The following is a 17,546-nucleotide window of genomic DNA, read 5'->3' as shown; positions in this document are numbered from 1 at the left end:
CGCCGGTGGCCGCCAGCTGAGGATCGTGCCGAGTGAGCGCTGCCCCGGTCACATTCGCCACCAGGCCGATCGAGCAGGCCGGTCGCGCGGCGCTGTCGAGCAGGATCATCGTCGCGGTCGTGCTCATCCTGCTCGGGATGCGCGTCGACCTGCCGCAGGGCCTCACGGTGGGTTACCTTGCCGTCATTGCGCTGGCTCCCGTCTGGTTGCGCGTGCTTCCGCTCTATCGCGGAGCGGTGACCATCTTCATCACCGGTCTCGTCTGCCTTATCTCCGGCGTGTGGCTCAACGGGCTGGCCGCACCAACGCACGTCATCAGCCTCGGTGAAACCGCCAATGTCCTGATCGGCCTCGTAGGTATCCTCATCTCCATCGGGTTCGTGCTCTGGGCCAGGGAAGTCATGTCACCGTCGTGGCTGGCACTGTGGTTCGGTGTCGGGTTGTGCGCCGGGGTCACGTCCTCCAGCGGAATGTATGCCGAGAACCCGTGGAAGTTTGGGTATTCCTTCGCCGTAACCGTGGTTGCCCTTGCGCTGGCTCATTTGTCGGGCCGCCGCTGGCTCGAGTTCGCCGTCATCGGCGTGCTGACCGTCGTGTCGATGTTCACCGACTCCCGTTCGTCCTTTGCCATTCTGTTTATCACGGCAATTCTGGTCGTCTGGCAGATGCTGCCCACGTGGCACTGGCGAGCCGGGCGGCGGCGGTCGGGCGGGGGCATCATCGTGGGCATGGCGGCGCTCGCCACCCTTGTTTTTTATCTTGCGCAGAAGGCAATCCTCGCCGGCTCTTTTGGTGAGGCCACGAGGGAACGAACCGTAGCCCAGCTCAATGCCGCCGGGTCGCTCATCCTCGGCGGCCGCCCGGAACTGGCCGCCACCCTGAGTCTCATGCGAGACCGGCCACTGGGTTTCGGCGCCGGCACCCTGTTGAACCCCGAAGACCTGCAGGTGGCGAAGACGGGCATGGCGAGCATTAATTACGCGCCCAACAACGGATACGTGGAGAAGTACATGTTTGGCGGGCACATTGAGCTGCATTCCGTCTTCGGCGATCTCTGGGCGCACTTTGGCATTCCCGGTCTCGCGCTCACGGCCATTCTGCTGGGGGTAGTGGTGTGGGGGTTGGCCTCGTCGAGCTCGGTGGGAGCCGCGAGTGGCGTGATGCTCTTTCTGGGCGTGAACGCGCTCTGGGCGCTCCTGTTCGGGCCTCTCTACAGCGCCACTCGTCTGATCATCATTGTCGTGGCACTCAGTCTCGTGCGGCGCGGTGCGGTCCCCGTTACTCCTGAACGCCCGCCTGGGCGTTTCGCCCAAGCGTTTCCGGGCGACTGAGCGCCTGAAGTGCCCGGCGCAACGCCGTGCTCGACGTGTGCACGGTGTATGGAAAATACACGACCTCGACCCCGACGGCCGCGAACTGGCGCTCCAGGCGTAGCCCACGCTCCGTTCCGCGCCAGTCGTCACCCTTGAAGAACACGTCAAAGCGCAGCTGCTCCCACGTATCCATCTTGTCCCTGAGAACTTCGGGCACGGCCTGGTCCACGAAGCTGATGTGATGCACGATCTCCAGCCGTTCGTTCAGGGGAACGACGGGCCGGGCGCCCTTGGTCACCTCGAGCATTTCGTCAGAGACGACGCCGGCGATCAGGTAGTCACACTGACTCCTGGCCTGGCGCAAAATATTGAGGTGTCCCACGTGGAACAGGTCAAACCCCCCGGCCGCATAGCCGACACGCATGGCATCGGTGCGTGTGCGCGGAGTGCTCGCGTTCTGGGTCACCGGCTGGTCGCTTTCTCTCTAGGGGGTACGCCAGATCCTATTGAGTGCGAGTAGATGCGGTCTAGGCACAGGACCGGGTCGCCCTATAACTGGGGGTTTCGCTTGATCTGCGGTATTTGGTTGACGAGGGGCTCGAAATGAGCAATGCTTGGTTAAGTTATGCGGCTCCCTAGGGCTGCGCGTCCACCCCGCACATGTCCGAGCGCGTGCACCGATGATTAACGAAAGACAATATTCATTTCGCGCCGCTTGTTGACGTAGGCGACTTTTCCTTACGGCCCGCGCGCCGCATCATTTCGCGCTTCGATGCCCGGCATTCTCCCTATCCCCGCTTTACCGCCTGATCAGGCCTGCCTGTGACGGTGTCGTACGTTGTTTTGCGCTGTGTCATGGAAATGGCCAGCGGTCCCCGGTGGCCCCCTGCAGTTGCCTCACCCCGCATATGCCGAACGTATGCAGCTTTCGAAACCGTGTCCCTCCATGTCCTTCAACGCCAAACGCTCGACAATTCGACGCGCCTCTGCCACGTCCACCTCATCCTCCATTAATCGCGCGGTCCTCAGGGCCGCCGCAATCATTGCCATTGCCGGTGTCGGTATCTTCGCGGCCGCAGGCGCACAGGCCTCCCCCTCCATGGTCGTCACGTCGGCGACGTCGCTGCAGACGACCGTCGTGAAGACCGGCTCCTCCGCCACCATTTCACTCGGCACGGTTCCCGCCGACACGAAGTACGTCACGCTCACCGTGACGGGCACCGGCCAGTGGCAGGACACCGATGTCAGTGCGGCCGTGGGCGGTAGCGGCGCCAAGACGTTCCTGATGACGGCTGTCGCCAACCAGCCGACCGCGAAGACGGTCCGCCTGGAGGTTCCGGCTGACTCTGACGGAAACATCACGTTCTCCAGCAGCAGGGCCAGCATCAATATCGCCACAACCGGAGTGACCTTCACGCCGGCTGTCGCGACGTCGCTGCAGACGACCGTCGTGAAGACCGGCTCCTCCGCCACCATTTCACTTGGCACGGTTCCCGCCGACACGAAGTACGTCACGCTCACCGTGACGGGCACCGGCCAGTGGCAGGACACCGACGTCAGTGCGGCCGTGGGCGGTAGCGGCGCCAAGACGTTCCTGATGACGGCTGTCGCCAACCAGCCGACCGCGAAGACGGTCCGCCTGGAGGTTCCGGCTGACTCTGACGGAAACATCACGTTCTCCAGCAGCAGGGCCAGCATCAATATCGCCACAACCGGAGTGACCTTCACGCCGGGAACAACCGTCACCCCGACCCCGACCCCGGCCCCGACTCCGACCCCGGCTCCGGCCCCGACCTCGACCTCCACCCCGGCCCCGGCCCCGACCCCGGCCCCGGAACCGGAACCGACGGTTGCTCCCACGGCCGCCATGCCGGGAGACAGTAACACCGGCGTTCCCGCAGGAACGGCCCTCACGGTTCGCAATGGCGACTGGGAGATCACCACGCCAGGCGCGGTCATTGACGGCATGGACATCCGCGGCATGGTGAAGATCAGCGCTCCCAACGTCACCATCAAGAACTCGATTATCCGTGGACGGCCCGTCACCCATCCGCAGGCCCTCCTGAGCAACATGGGCGACTACGCCAACCTGAACGTCACCGACACGGAGATGTTCCCCTCGGAGGCCTCGCCCAACGTGCAGGGCTTCTACGGTTCCAACGCCACGTTTACCCGGGTCAACATGCACGGGATCGTTGACGGTGTACACATCACCGGCAGCAACGTCACGGTGCAGAAGTCCTGGATCCACGACAACCTGCACTACCTCGTTGACCCGAACCAGGGCGGAAAGCCGAGCCACGACGACACCATCCAGATTCAGGTCGGCGACAATATCCGCATTCTGGGCAACACCCTCACCGGTTCGCACAGCGCCGCCGTGATGATCACGCAGGACCGCGGAAAGGTCTCGAACTTCACGTTCAGCAACAACTTCGCCGACGACGGGGCATGCACGATCAACATCGCCGAGAAGACCTATGGCCCGCTCTCCGGTGTGAAGATCACCGACAACACGTTCGGTCGCAACACCAAGCTGGCTGACTGCGCCATCATCAATGCGCCGACCACACCGATTGACCTGGCCCGTAACTACTACGTGCCGGACAACACCCTGGTCACCGTGAAGCGCGGGGCATAACTCCACGCATCACCGCCCGAGGGAGGGGGCCACATGCCGCGGCGTGTGGCCCCCTCCCTCGACTGCGCCGAAGATCAGAATCTCCTCCTGTTGCCCCTATCGCCGCGCCGGGGACCGGTAACGGCGGCGCGGATGACGCCGCGCAGTAACTCCTCGCGCCGCTGTCTGCCGAACTGGGGATTGACCGTGGCGGGCGCCGCCAGCTCATCGCCGAGACGCATCGCGTGGTCCAGCGCCGCGAGGGCTGTGCGTACATCTGACACCGCGTCATCCGTTCGCGTCACGGCGATACCGCCGACGATTCGCAGTACCTCTGCGGCCCCGCCATCGCCGTAGCCCACAGCGCGCAGGCCCAGGCGCCAGGCCTCGACCGGAACGAGGCCGAACGGCTCTGGCGTGGTGGGGAAGCACAGTACGGCGTCGATCTCGGGGGCGATCGCCGCGAGCGAAGAAACCTCGCCGCGATACTGGATGCGGGGATTCGAGTCGACTGCCGTGAGAACGTCGGTGAGGGCATCCTCCTGGCCCGGGAATGGGGCGCCGCACAGCAGCAGGCGCCACGGCACGCCGTCGGGTATTCCCTCGTGCAGGGCTCGAACCACCTCCAGGTGGCCCTTGTGACCATTCACCCGGCCGACCACTGCGATCGTTGGTGGCTCATGCGCGGCCCGCTCGGGGAGACGTTCCACCGGCTCGAAGATGGGGAAGATGACCGTGAGACGACGGCGGTGCACGCCGTTGGCGCCCAGCCAGTCGGCCGTCGCCGTGCTGCACGCGCACACGGGGAATGCTCCCGGCGCGAGAAGTGCGCGCACGAGCAGCCCCCCCATGGTGCCCAGAAGTAGCTCGTGTACCGACACGTAGAACCTTTTGTGCCGTAGCCGCAGCACCGGAATGTAGACGGCGAGGGCGAGCGTCCACAACACCACGAGATCAGCCTCGACCATCTCCGGCCGAAGGGCGGGTGGGCGCAACACGTCGCGGAGGCGGCTGCGGCGCAGCACGCTCAGCCCGGGATCGACCACCACTCGCACGGAGTCGCCCAAGTGAGCCAGCTCATGCGCGAGGGGGCCGTCATGCGGAACGAAGACCGTCAGGTGGTGGCCGAGCCGCACCAGGCACTCGGCTTCCTGAGCGAGCACGCGGGTGGCACCGTACGAGTCGTTGCTCCCGTGCAAGACGGCAATTCTCATCGGGGCTCCAGGTGCAGTGCGCTTTAAGGCCCACCCTAGCGTGCGGTGGCCCCCGGAAGCGGCCCCGTTTGGGGTGCAGGATAAACCGGCCGCAAACGGCCGATTTCGGAGTGCGAGGCCATAGAATCAGCACGAGCAGAGGGGGGAGAAGAACATGACCGTACAACCTCCGGCACCAAGCCGTGTGCGGTGGGTGACGCGGCTGGGCTGGATCGCCGTCGCCAGCGCTGTCATTGTCCTCATCGTGCTCACGACCGCCGTCGTGCGCGCCAACACCGCTGCCCAGGAATCTCTGCGACCCGCTGCCAGTGCCACTCCCACTCCGGGACGAGCCTCACCCGCCGCTACCTCGGGCGCCACCCCCTCCGCGAGCCCGGAGGCGCCGAACACCGCCACACCCGTAGCCCCGGACCCCGAGACCGCACCGCCAGTGACCGCCCCGCCGACAGTGCCGGGGGATGCCGCCCCGCCGGTCGAGCAGGCGCCCGTGTCGCTCACCGACTCGGCGGCGGCCGTCACTGAGGTTGTATTCAGCCTGGGCGCGCTCAAAGCCGTGGACGGTGTGGCGCAGGGTCCCGGAGAGGTCGGCGGCCCTGCCGTACGCTTCACCCTGACCGTGCGCAATGACACCGCGGCGACCGTCTCACTCGCCGCCACGATCGTCAATTTCTATGCCGGGGCCGACCAGGCTCCCGCCGGCCAGGTCTTCCAGCCAGGTGGGGTTCCGCTGCCCCGCGAGGTCAAGCCCGGACAGACGGCGACCGGCACGTTCGTCTTCGTAGTTCCGCAGTCGGATCGAGATCAGGTCAAGATCACGGTCGACTACTCCGTTGGCGTCCCCCTCGTCGTATTCCAGGGAGCCGCACCCGCCTGATTCCCGATTTGGGGGCAGAGATTCGGCCACGTGGTTACTAGGATCGGCCACAGAACGGTGGCCACCCTAGGGCCACCGTCCTAACTCGAACCGGGGCTTGCCGTGGGTGCTTCTATTTTCATACGACTGCGCGTGCTCGCCGTTGCGACCACGCTCGCGCTACTTGCCACGCTCGCGTGGGCTAGCCTCCCGGCCCAGGCCGACAGCGCACCGGTGGATCCGGGCGTTCCCTCCACTGTTGCCGCCGATGCCCTCCCGACCGTTCAGATCAACGGCGTCGTCTGGGCTCAGCTCATCGTGGGGAACACCGTGTATGTGGGCGGCGAATTCACCCGGGCCCGCCCCGCGGGTTCCGCGCCGGGCGTCAATGAGGTGGTGCGCAACAACCTGCTCGCCTATAACCTCACGACGGGCGTGATGACCTCCTTCAACCCGAACCTCAATGCCGCCGTTCAGGCGCTGGTCGCCTCGCCCGACGGCTCCCGAATCTACGTCGGCGGTACGTTCACCAAGGTCGGCGCAGTCAACCGCTACCGGGTCGCGGCCTTCAGCACGGACGGTGAACTTGTCAGCCCCTGGAACCCCGGCACCAACGCGCGGGTGTCGGCGCTCGCCGTGACCGGTTCGACCCTGTACCTCGCCGGCGCCTTCTCCAACTCCGGTAATCAGACTCGCAACGGCATGTCGGCCTTTTCCACCGCCACCGGCGCCCTGCTGCCGTGGACCGGCCAACCCACCGGTGGCAGGGTCACCTCGCTCGCCGTGTCTCCGGATGAGGGCAAGGTCATCCTCGGTGGAACCTTCACGGCCTACAACGGCGGTAACAACCCCGGCTACGGCCTGGCCGCCGCCGACGCCGCCACCGGCGCATCCCTGCCTTGGAAGGTCAACACTCTCATTCGCAACGGCGGCCGCAACGCCGGCATCACGAGTCTCACGGCGTCCGCCGAGGGGCTCTTTGGCACCGGATACGTCTACGGTAGCGGCGGCAACTTTGAGGGCACGTTCCGGGCCAGCTGGGCCGATGGAACGCTCATCTGGGTGGAAGACTGCCACGGAGACACGTACTCGGCAGCCCCGGCCACGAATGTGGTCTACACGACCGGTCATGTGCACTACTGCGGCAACATCGGAGGCTTCCCCGAGACCTCCCCACGCTCCTGGCAGCGAACCCTCACGTTCACGATGAAGCCAACCGGCGTCGTCACCGCGAACGCCGTCGGAAACTACTTCAACTACGCCGGAAACCCGCGGCCGAGCCTCCTGGCCTTCTACTCGGACATCAACACGGGCGTGTACACCGGCCAGGGCCAGGGACCCTGGAATGTGGTGGCCAACTCGCAATACGTGCTCTACGGTGGCGAATTCACGATCGTGAACAACAAGTCCCAGCAGGGCCTCGTGCGCTTCGCCGTTGCGGCAATCGCCCCCAACAAGGAGGGGCCACGGGTATCGGATGTGTCATTCGTTCCCTCCGAATACAAGGCAACAGTTGCCTCGTTCGTGGCCGGGCAGGCCCGGGTGACGTGGCAGACCGCCTACGACCGGGACAACGAGAACCTGAGCTACGAGGTGCTGCGCGACAACGTGCCCGTCACGAAGCTCACCGCGGCATCCGTGTACTGGAAACGTCCGTCTCTCGACTACACCGACACCGGGCTGACCCCTGGAAACAGCTACTCCTATCGGATCCGGGTAACAGACCCCTTCGGGAACGCGGTCACCGGTGAACCCGTATCCGTGACCGTCACCAACCAAGGCGCCGTCAGCGCCTACGCGGGTGCCGTGCTCCAGGACTCCCCGCGTCACTACTGGCCCCTCGGTGAAGCAAACGGCACCACCGGCTTCGACTGGGCGGCGTCGAACGATGTCAGCACGGGATCAGGGGTGACCCGAAACGTTGCCGGGGCGGTCGGGGCCGGAACGGCGTCGCGCTTCAACGGCACGTCCACGGGCTTTGCCGCGACGAGCACGCCGGAGACCGCCATGAACAGCTTCAGCCTCGAAGCCTGGGTGAAGACCTCAAGCAAGACCGGTGGCAAAATCATCGGTTTCGGTAATGACGCCACGGGCCAGTCCACGAGCTACGACCGCCACGTGTACATGGACAACAACGGCAAGATCTGGTTCGGCGTCTATCCCGGGGCGGTCACGACGGTGACGTCAGCGGCGTCCTACAACGACAACGCATGGCACCATGTCGTGGCCACTCTCGGGGCGAACGGGCTCGCGCTCTTCGTTGATGGGACATCCGTGGGCACGCTCGCGGGCACGACAGCCGGGGAGGGTCCGTACGAGGGGTACTGGCGCATCGGAGGTGACACGTTGGCAGGGTGGCCCGGTGCTTACACGAGCGCCTATCTCGCCGCGGACATTGACGAGGTTGCCGTCTACGACGCCCCCCTCACGACGGAGCGGATCGCGTACCATTCCACGATCGGTCGCGGGGGCACGCCTCAGAATGTGCCGCCGACCGCAGCTTTCGAGGCGGTCGCCGGTCACCTGTCTGTGACAACGGATGCCTCGGCATCCACTGACCCGGACGGCACGATCACGAGCTACGCGTGGTCGTGGGGCGACGGGGCCACCAGCACGGGAAAAACGGCTTCGCACGGGTATGCCTCCGCAGGCATTTATACCGTTGGGCTCACCGTCACCGACAATGCGGGCGGCACGAACGCAACAACGCGGTCGGTGACCACGACGGTTGCCCCGGTGAACGCTGCACCAACCGCCGCGTTCACCGCGACAGTCGCGCCCCTCTCGGTGGCCGTTGACGGCCGAGCGTCGACCGACGCCGATGGCACGATCAAGTCCTTCGACTGGTCGTGGGGCGATGGAACAACGGGAACCGGCGTGACGGCAACGCACGCCTATGCGGCCGCAGGCAACTACCCCATCCGTCTCACTGTGACCGACAACGCCGGCGCGACGGGGACGACCGAGCAGACCGCCAACGTTCCGGCTCCCCCTGCGGACCCGAACGCATCATTCGCAGCCGACGCCTTCGAACGAACCGTCTCCGACGGCCTCGGCAGGGCAGACACCGGGGGAGATTGGAGCGCCACCGGCAACACGTCCGACTATGCGGTCTCCGGGGGCGTTGGCAGGCTCACGGCCCCGGGCCCCGGCGCGACGGTCAACTCCTTTCTCTCGGGAGTGTCGTCGGCGAACACGGAGGTCACCGTGACGACGGCGCTGCAACAGGCGACGACGGGTGGCGGAACGTACGTGTCGGTGATTGCCCGACGGGTGGGAAACGACGATTACCGAGCGAGGGTGAAGGTGCTCTCCACCGGCGTGGTTCAGCTTCACTTACTGCGCGGAGGAACGACTCTCTCGGCCGCCACGGTCTCCGGTCTCACCTACGCCACGGGCGACGCCCTGCAGGTGAGGGTGCAGGCCTTCGGCACCTCGCCGACGACACTCCGGGCCAAGGTATGGAAAGCGGGAACGACCGAGCCGACAGGCTGGCAGCTCACGGCGACCGATGCTGCGGCCGCGCTGCAGACTCCGGGCTCCATCGGACTCGCTGTGTATCTGAGCGGATCGGCAACGGCCGCTCCCCTGACGGCAGCCTTCGATAACCTCGTGGCTCGGGCCGCAGAATGACCACGAGCATCAGGGCGCCACGAGTGCTCATCGCCGTGCTGACCTACCAACGGGCGGACGATTTGCGGGAACTCCTGCCGGAGCTCGTCGACCAGATCACCGCGCTGCCGGGGCAAACCGCCGGAGCCTCGCCCCGCGGCGAGATCCTGGTGGTCGACAACGACCCGGCGGGCGGCGCACGCGACCTCGTGGGCGAGTTCGGGGAAGGTGGACTGGTGCGTTACGCGCACGAAGCCACCCCTGGAATTGCCGCGGCGAGAAACCTGGCCCTCACTGAGGCATCCACTTTCGACCTTCTGGTCTTCATCGACGACGACGAACGCCCCTCCGCCCACTGGCTGGCCCTGTTGCTGGAGACCTACCGGACCTCACACCCCGCCGCCGTCGTGGGGCCGGTGGTCTCCCGCTACGACACGGAACCCAGTGAGTGGATTCGCGCCGGCCGTTTCTTCGATCGACGGCGCATGCCCACGGGAACGCGGGTTTCGCTGGCCGCCACCAACAACCTGCTCCTCGACGTCGAACAGGTGCGCGGACTCGGGGTGCGCTTTGACGAACGGTTCGGGCTGAGCGGTGGTTCCGACTCCCTCTTCACCCGTCAGCTGCACGCGCGCGGCGGGAGCATGGTCTGGTGTGATGACGCCGTCGTGATCGATGTGGTGCCGGCGGAACGCCTCACCAGGGACTGGGTGCTGCGCCGTGCCTTTCGGATCGGCAACACCTGGAGTCGAATACACCTCGACGGAACTCAGTCTCTTCATCGCCTGACCGTGCGCGCTTCACTCGTCGTGCGGGGTCTCGCCCGGCTTGTCGGGGGCAGCGCCCGCTTCTGCGTTGGCCTGCTCACGGGGCAGATCGGGCAGCGCGCCAAGGGGCTCCGCACCGCGGCACGAGGCGCCGGTATGCTGACCGGTTCCGTGGGGACGGTTTACAGCGAGTACCAGCGCAGCATGCCGGATCCCGCGCCAGACGCGTCGATGAGCCACCCGTCGTGAGCCGCAGTGCGCTCCAGTCCAGCGATATGGCGTCCGCGTTCGCGGGGCCCCGACGGACCGGCCCGCAGCGCATCGGAACGCGTGCCCGTTTGTACCGAACCGTGCGCAGCGCACACCTCGAACGCGCCCACGAGCTGGCGCCAGCCACGATCGTGTACCGCACTGTTCGCTACGACTTCGAAGATTCCCTCGCAGACGGGCTCAATCTCGTGCAGGCCGGCCCGGTTCGGGCCGCCTGGCTTCTCGTCCGCTCGCCGGTGCGCGAGCTTGAGGTCACTGAGCCGCTCATGCTGTCCAACGTGGCGGCCACCGCCCTCGCCATTACCGGGCTTCGACTTCGCGCCCTCGTGGGCGGGCCGCGCACCCGGGTCGTGAGCTACCTGATTGAAAACGCCAACGCCCTGGCCGGTCAGGTCGCGGTCAGGGAAATCCCGCGCCGCGCCGTCACGGCGGCGCTCGCCCGATACATCTGGAAAAACCTTGATCGAGTGGTGTTCGGAACGGATGCCGCGCGCCTCACCTACGAGTCGGCGTGGGGCGTTCCGCGCGGTCTCACCCGATCAACGCTGATACCAGCGCTCCCTGCGCCGTGCACCTGCGCCGGGACCGACCCGCCTGAGGAGCGCTCCGAAGGAGTGATCTTTCTCGGGGCCCTCGCTGCGCGTAAGGGCGTGCCCGAGTTGCTTCTGGCCTGGCCCCTCGTCGTGGCACGACTTCCGGCAGCGCGACTCACCATTGTCGGAAAAGGCGAACTTGAGAGCGTGGTGCGCCAGGCGGCCGCGGCGGATCCCACGATCGAGGTCGTTGTCGATCCCAGTAGGGAGAACATTCATCGGCTTCTGCGACGCAGCGCGGTTCTCACCCTGCCGTCCCAGCCCACCCGAACCTGGAGGGAGCAGGTGGGGCTGCCCATTGTGGAGGGTCTCGCGCACGGGTGTTCTGTGGTGACCACGAGCCAGACCGGGCTCGCGGCGTGGCTTGAGCAAAACGGTCACGCGGTCGTGGAAGCGAACGGGGCGCCACAGCTGCTCGCGGATGCCATCATCATGACCGTGCTGAAGGGTCGCCCCGCCTCAAGCGTGACGGCCAGCCTTCCGGATGGTGACGGTCGGCTCGCCGCCGACGCCTGGCTGTTCGAGGGCTAGCGAAGCCACACGTCCCACGGCCGCCCGGTACGCTTCCAGGTGCTCGGCCACCACCCGGGGCCAGTCACGCCCCGCGAGGTTGGGTTGGCTGCCGGCGTTGTGCTCCCGGGTGCGGGCTACCGCCTCGCGAAGCAGCTCCGCCGACAACGCGCCATCGTAGGCGAACACCCATCCGGCACCGACCTCTTCGCGCAGCGCCCGGGTCACTGCATTCGACGGTACGAGCACCGGGCGTGCCAGGGACAGGGCGAGCAACGCCGCGCCCGAATTATGCATTTCCCGGTAGGGCAACACCACGAGCTCTGCCTGCCCGATCTCGTGGGCGAGCGCCGCGTCGGTCGCATGCCCGAGCGCAACGGTGATGCGCGGGTCGTCACCGGCGGCGTGCACGACTTCCGCGCCAAATGCCGGCGTAACGGGCGCCCCGCAGATGTGCAGTGTGAGGGGGACGGTGCCTGCCGCGGCGGAATCGGAACAGCCCGCGAAAGCGTCGATTAGTGCGGGGATTCCCTTGTACGGGCGCAGTAGTCCGAAGTGCAACAGCCGACCGCTCACGGGCGGCGGCACGACCGACCCCGCAAACCACGTGCGATAGTCACCGTGGGTGATCGTACGCACGGGTGCGTCCGGTGCCATCGCATCGATACCGGCAATGTCAGTGGTGAGGTTGAGGCGAATCCACAGCGACGTTTGCCTGTCCAGACGGGCGAGCAGCTTCTTGTCGCGGGGCGGCAGCGCTTCGTGACTCTCGGTGTTGTGCACGGTCCGCACGATCGCGGTGTGCTGCAATCGCCACTTGAGCAGCAGGGTGCGCACCAGAACCCGACGGGTCCAGCGGCGGCCGGGCGATCGCGCCCGCAGGAGCAGCTCGGGCCAGTGCACGTGAAACACGTCGACGCGGTGCGTGAGGCCGCGCCGCCACGACAGCCCAGAGACCTCCGTGTAGGGGGCGAGTCCCGCGAGGAGCTGCAGGAGGTAGGGGTTTGTCGTGGTGCGGCCCTCGGGGAAGGACTGCATGACCCGCAACATTCGTGGTGTCGCCTCGGTGGTCATGAGCGAGTGCGACTCACTTCTTTCGCGTGTGCGGGGGACCCGGAAATGTCCGGGTCGACCTCGTTTGCCGGCTGTTCCCCGGAGGAATGGCGCACCTTGGCAGAAGGTGATTCCACGTAGTCGTAGGCGTCTGAGTGGCGCTCGTTCACGCGGTTGAGCACGACCCCGAGCAGCCTGGCCTTCACGGCATCGAGCGACTCCAGGGTGTGCGCGAGCTGGGCTCGCCGGGTGGACTTGTCCCGGGCGACCACAATGGCCCCATCGGCCAGGTGAGCGAGTCCGAGGGCATCGGATGCCGGAAGCAGGGGAGGTGAATCGATCACGATGAAGTCGTACTCCCTGCGCAGCCTCGACACGAGGTCGCTCATGGCGGTGGAACCGAGCAGCTGGCCGGGGTTGGGGGGAATGGCGCCGGAGGGGAGCACATGGAGCACGCCGGCCCACAGGGTGACGGCGTCTTCGAGCGCCACCGTGCCCACCAGTACGGTGGTCAGGCCAACCTCGCCCTCAATGTCGCACATCCCGGCGATCGACGGTCGGCGCAGATCCGCGTCAATGAGGAGCACACGGGGGGCTCTTTCGGCCATGGCGAGGGCGAGGTTGAGCGCGCTCGTGGACTTGCCGTCGGCGACGACGGGAGAGGTGACGACAACGCAACGGGGACGGCTGTCCACATCGATGAATTCAAGATTCGCGCGAATGCGGCGGTAGCCTTCCGCCAGCACGCTTCGCGGCATGGATCGCATGACCAGGCCAGCCGGGTCTCCGCGGCGCTTCTCGCCGACCTTGCCAAGAAGTGGGGCATCCGTCACTCGCAGAAGACCCTTTTCGCCGCGTACCCGGGTATCAAGAAGCTCGCGAGCGAGGGCGAACAGGACCCCGAGCGCGAGTCCGCCCGCCACCCCGGTGATCAGCCAGAGCCGCGTGTTGGGCGAGTACGGCACGGTTGCGGCCTGAGCGGTGGAGACGGTGCTGAGTGTGATCGACGGCGTGTTGTTCGGTCCCCTCGGTGCGAGTTTCTGCACGACCGTCGCCAGTGAGCGCGTGATGGAATTCGCGATCGCGGCCGCCCGGGCGGGTGAATCGTTGGACACGGTGATCTCAATGATGACCGTGTTCAGGGGCGTCGCGGCAACGACGGAAGTGGCAAGGACGGGCGCCGAGGTGTCGAGGTTGAGTTCGGCAATCACCGGGTTGAGCACCGCGGGCATGCTGGCGAGCTGCGCGTAGGACTGCACGAGATTCTGGCTGAAGGTGGAGGCCTGCACGAGCTCGCTCGTGGTTTCGCCGCGCTCAGAGGACACGAAGACGCTGCTCGTCGACTTGTACAACGGCGTCTCGTTGGACACATACGCCCACGCTGCTCCGAACCCGAGGGCGCCGAGCAGCACGATGACCAACCACTGCTTGGCCACGGCGCGCAGGTATTCGATCGGTTCCATTGTGCTTCCCCTTTGAGTCACGTCTCTCAGCCGTTCGTTTGCGTTGGTCGTGCCACTGGCCGGATCAGGGCCTGGGTGCCACCCGCTGCCGTTCCGAAGAGAGCGGCGCCGATCATGCTGACCGGGTGGCGGGCCAGGGCCCGGCGTCCACCGTGCTGCATGACGGCTGAAGCATAGCCCGGGCTGGTGAGCAGCCATGACAGCAACCGTTTCCGACTGAGATGCCTCGACGCGAACAACAGCCGATTGCGGCAGTTGTAGTACACGTACGTGGTCGATTTTCCTCCGCCGACCTGGGTGCCGCCGACGCTGTGTTCCACCTTGAGATCGGGCAGGACGGTGAGGCGCCCGCCCGACTCTGTACACCGCCAGGACAGGTCGACGTCCTCCCAATACAAGAAATACTCGTCGTCGAATCCGCCAAGACGATCCCAGAGGTCGGTGTGGATCATGAGGCACGCCCCGGTGATCCAGCCGCCCGGCGCCGAACTCCGCGCAGCCGGACCGGTGCTCGTGCGCCCGCGATCGAGCAGGATGGTGCCTCCGTGAAACCAGACGGATCCGTCGGGTCGCCGGATCCGTGCGCCCACGATGTTCTGCGGCCGCGCCGCGCATTCCTCGGCCAGCGCCGCGACGCCGACCGCGTCGATACGAGCGTCCGGGTTGATGAGCAGGAACCGGCGGCAGCCGAGCTCCTGTGCTCGCGCCACGCCGGCGTTCGTTCCTGATCCGAAGCCCTGGTTCTGTGGAAGGCAGACCAGGCTCCAGCCGCGCCGGGTCGCGAGGGTGGACATCCGTTCGCTGTCGGCTGCGCTGCGGAAGTTGTCGACGACCACAACGTGTGCGGGGTCGATTTCACGGTCGAGGCCGTGAAGGTTCTCGTCGAGCAGGGCGTCGGAGCCGTAGTTGACGATCACGAGGGCGATGTCGGGGGAGAGGGTCACGAGTCCTCCGCTGCCGAACGGGCGGGGACGGAGCCGAGGGCGTTCATGTCCCTGAACCACTTGATGAGTGCCAGAACGAGGTAGCCAAGATTGGCGACGAAGAGCAGCGCGTAGACCAGGAAGAACAGCCAGGGGGCCCCGAGCAAAACGAACGCGAAGCAGAGGAGTCCGTAGTCCGTCGGCGCTCCAAGCAATGCACGCCAGACGGTGCTGTGCCCGGTCGGCGCCGCTCCGGAACCGTGCTTGGCCTTGAGTAGATCGTTGAGGATCATGGCGAAGAATGACACCGCCGCGACCACGGTGAAGCCGATCGGCACGAGGAGCCAGACGGGACTCGACAGGGAGAAATGGGTGAAGGCGGTCACGAGGACGGCGAGGTGGAGGGTCGAGATCTTGACCGAATCCACCACGTGATCGAGCCACTCGCCCGATGCTGAGCCGCCACCGCGAAGCCGAGCCACCTGGCCATCGGCCGAGTCGAAGGCGTATCCAAGCGCGAGCAACAGCCAGACCGAGATTCCCAGCACCCAGCTCGGTTGCCCGACGGCAAGCAGGGCAATCCCGGCGAAGGTGAAGACCGCGCTGACCGCGGTCACCATGTTCGGGGTCAGACCCAGACGGTACGCGCCCGCTGCGAGGTACCGCCCCACCCGGCGGTTGACATAGATCGAGTAGGCCGGGGCGCCCCGGGCCGCTGACTTCTGCGCCGACGACAACCGCTGCACCGTTTGTCGGTAGGTCTCAGACGCAGGCGGGCCGGTCTCACGGGTGGTGGTGTGTGCGGTCGGACGGTTCATGACTCGGATCCTCTGATGTGAATGGGCGACGGGCCTCGCTGGAGCGCCTCTGGCCTGTCCCCCGCCGGATCGGTCGTGCGACCTTGGCTCATGCCGTGGGTGCTGTACCCCGCCTGTAGGCGGACCGCGAGGGCCTCATAAGCGAGCGTCACCTTGTCCCAGTCGTAGAGTTCCCTGGCGCGGGATTGAAGGTCGCGGCCGACGGTCTGGGTGTTTTCCGGTGAGCGTTCCGCGGCCTCGATGAGGTTGGCGAGCGTCGCGGGGTCGCGGAAACACGTACTGGCGGCGCCGAGGACTTCTCGGTTGAACACCACATCCCAGGCGATCGCCGCCGTCCCGGCACCCATGGCTCGCAGCAGCGAGGGGTTGGTGCCACCCACGGAATGCCCGTGGAGGTACGTTGCCGCGTGCGCATAAAGCTGGTCGAGCAGTTCCTGGTCCCAGACGGCGCCCATCAGCCGCACACGCGCATCAGAACCGGCAAGCTCCTTGATCTGACGCGTGTGCTCGAGCGCATACGGCGCCGATCCAACGACGACGAGGGGAAGGGCGGCCTGGCTGGCGAGGAATCCGCGAATGATGACGTCGACGTGGTTCTCGGGTTCAAACCGCGCGACAACGAGGTGGAATTTTCCGGATTCGAGTCCCTGTGTGGCAAGTTTGTCCAACGCTGTGTCGGTCAATATATGCGTGCCGTAGGTGATGAGCTCGGTGGGAATGTCGAATTCCTGTTGGTAATAATCCGCGATGCCCTGCGCATCGGCAATGAGCGCGTCGGCCTGAAGGACGGAGAACTGTTCGGCCCAGCGGTAGTAGCGTCGCGCCATGCCGCCCCACTTATCGCGTTTCCACTCAAGGCCATCCACGTGCACCGCTGTGGGTATGCCGCGTGCGCGGAGCAGCGGCACGAAGGGTGCGTTTGCAGCATTGAACACGAAGGCGACGTCGGGTCGTGAATGGAGCGTCGCGTGCAGCACAGAACATGCCGTGTGACTGAGCGTCTCCAGCACGCGATGGTGAAGGGCCGGCAAAAAGACGAGCTTCATGCCCAGGTGCTCCGAGAGCTCGGGTTTGCCGTTGCGACGGCAGTACACGGTGACCTCGTGACCGCGCTCCACGAGCCGACGGCCGATCTCTTCGATGGCAGTCTCGAAGCCCCCGTAGGTTGCGGGCACCCCTCTCGTGCCCAGGAGCGCGATGCGCAGGCGTCTTGGTGGAACCTTCATGTCAGTGCGCCCCCGTGGTTGGCGTGATCGACGTCAATATTCTCGATGTCGAGGGGAGAGACGAGTGCGATGCCGTTGGAGTGCTCACGAGTGACGACCGTTTCGGCGAGCGCGCACCAGGTGATGGGTCCGGGATGTCCGGACTCCATCACGCTGGAGCGCGCTCGCGCTCTCGGAAGAATCGTCACGAGAATCTCTCTAAATGTCGGGTATTTGGCTTTCTTTGAAAACACTGGTGAGACAATACCGCTCTTTCGATCGGTGTATCTCGTCCAAATCGGGGGTCGTGCTTCCCCCTATCAGCGAGCCAG

14 protein-coding genes are annotated in these 17,546 nt (G+C 66.0%); 6 read left to right on the top strand and 8 right to left on the bottom strand.

What is annotated here, in order from left to right; genetic code table 11:
• Positions 1 to 32: 32 nt before the first annotated feature.
• Complete coding sequence (locus EDD25_RS08130; protein WP_134172828.1) at positions 33 to 1,331, top strand: hypothetical protein; 1,299 nt, start codon at positions 33 to 35, stop codon at positions 1,329 to 1,331.
• Here the strand turns inward: EDD25_RS08130 and EDD25_RS08125 are convergent.
• On the bottom strand, positions 1,279 to 1,737 hold the full coding sequence (locus tag EDD25_RS08125; protein ID WP_134175290.1) for an FAD synthase family protein: 459 nt from the start codon (positions 1,735 to 1,737) through the stop codon (positions 1,279 to 1,281). The two genes, EDD25_RS08130 and EDD25_RS08125, sit on opposite strands and share 53 nt — an antisense overlap.
• Positions 1,738 to 2,259: 522 nt before the next feature.
• Here EDD25_RS08125 and EDD25_RS17750 point away from each other — a divergent pair.
• Positions 2,260 to 3,954: a hypothetical protein gene (locus EDD25_RS17750; RefSeq protein WP_194088599.1), complete on the top strand. Its 1,695-nt coding sequence runs from the start codon at positions 2,260 to 2,262 to the stop codon at positions 3,952 to 3,954.
• A 74-nt stretch (positions 3,955 to 4,028) separates the two neighbouring features.
• Here the strand turns inward: EDD25_RS17750 and EDD25_RS08115 are convergent, their stop codons facing one another.
• Entirely contained in the window at positions 4,029 to 5,147 is a 1,119-nt protein-coding gene (locus tag EDD25_RS08115; RefSeq protein ID WP_134172827.1) for a glycosyltransferase family 4 protein, read from the bottom strand.
• A 154-nt stretch (positions 5,148 to 5,301) separates the two neighbouring features.
• On the opposite strand from EDD25_RS08115, the gene EDD25_RS08110 reads away from it, so the two are divergent.
• The 4 genes from EDD25_RS08110 (at position 5,302) to EDD25_RS08095 (ending at position 11,773) form a co-directional block, all read left to right on the top strand.
• Entirely contained in the window at positions 5,302 to 6,021 is a 720-nt protein-coding gene (locus EDD25_RS08110; protein WP_134172826.1) for a hypothetical protein, read from the top strand.
• Positions 6,022 to 6,123: 102 nt separating this feature from the next.
• Positions 6,124 to 9,633: a PKD domain-containing protein gene (locus EDD25_RS08105; protein ID WP_241986515.1), complete on the top strand. Its 3,510-nt coding sequence runs from the start codon at positions 6,124 to 6,126 to the stop codon at positions 9,631 to 9,633.
• A complete protein-coding gene (locus tag EDD25_RS08100) occupies positions 9,630 to 10,628 on the top strand; it encodes a glycosyltransferase family 2 protein (protein WP_134172825.1) in 999 nt (332 codons plus the stop codon). The genes EDD25_RS08105 and EDD25_RS08100 overlap by 4 nt, the downstream gene beginning before the upstream one ends.
• The gene (locus EDD25_RS08095) at positions 10,625 to 11,773 is read left to right on the top strand and encodes a glycosyltransferase family 4 protein (protein ID WP_241986513.1); all 1,149 of its coding nucleotides are present in this window, start codon (positions 10,625 to 10,627) and stop codon (positions 11,771 to 11,773) included. The genes EDD25_RS08100 and EDD25_RS08095 overlap by 4 nt, the downstream gene beginning before the upstream one ends.
• Here EDD25_RS08095 and EDD25_RS08090 read toward each other — a convergent pair.
• Genes EDD25_RS08090 through EDD25_RS08065 form a run of 6 tightly spaced genes read right to left on the bottom strand, consistent with a single transcriptional unit; the run spans position 11,702 to position 17,423 of the window.
• Positions 11,702 to 12,826, bottom strand: a complete 1,125-nt coding sequence (locus tag EDD25_RS08090; protein WP_134172824.1) for a glycosyltransferase family protein — start codon at positions 12,824 to 12,826, stop codon at positions 11,702 to 11,704. The genes EDD25_RS08095 and EDD25_RS08090 overlap by 72 nt on opposite strands.
• A complete protein-coding gene (locus EDD25_RS08085; protein ID WP_166671241.1) occupies positions 12,823 to 14,268 on the bottom strand; it encodes a tyrosine-protein kinase domain-containing protein in 1,446 nt (481 codons plus the stop codon). The genes EDD25_RS08090 and EDD25_RS08085 overlap by 4 nt, the downstream gene beginning before the upstream one ends.
• A 26-nt stretch (positions 14,269 to 14,294) precedes the next feature.
• Positions 14,295 to 15,212 (bottom strand): glycosyltransferase family 2 protein, encoded by a 918-nt coding sequence (locus EDD25_RS08080; protein ID WP_166671240.1) that lies wholly within the window; start codon positions 15,210 to 15,212, stop codon positions 14,295 to 14,297.
• On the bottom strand, positions 15,209 to 16,009 hold the full coding sequence (locus tag EDD25_RS08075) for a CDP-alcohol phosphatidyltransferase family protein (protein WP_134172821.1): 801 nt from the start codon (positions 16,007 to 16,009) through the stop codon (positions 15,209 to 15,211). Before EDD25_RS08075 ends, EDD25_RS08080 begins: the two co-directional genes overlap by 4 nt.
• Positions 16,006 to 17,235 (bottom strand): glycosyltransferase, encoded by a 1,230-nt coding sequence (locus EDD25_RS08070; RefSeq protein ID WP_134172820.1) that lies wholly within the window; start codon positions 17,233 to 17,235, stop codon positions 16,006 to 16,008. The genes EDD25_RS08075 and EDD25_RS08070 overlap by 4 nt, the downstream gene beginning before the upstream one ends.
• The gene (locus EDD25_RS08065; protein WP_134172819.1) at positions 17,232 to 17,423 is read right to left on the bottom strand and encodes a hypothetical protein; all 192 of its coding nucleotides are present in this window, start codon (positions 17,421 to 17,423) and stop codon (positions 17,232 to 17,234) included. The genes EDD25_RS08070 and EDD25_RS08065 overlap by 4 nt, the downstream gene beginning before the upstream one ends.
• Positions 17,424 to 17,546: the final 123 nt, after the last annotated feature.

The sequence above is a fragment of the Cryobacterium psychrophilum genome, assembly GCF_004365915.1.
GTDB lineage: Bacteria > Actinomycetota > Actinomycetes > Actinomycetales > Microbacteriaceae > Cryobacterium > Cryobacterium psychrophilum.
Note: the sequence above shows the minus strand (reverse complement) of the source record. Positions and strands in the feature narration are given on the sequence as shown.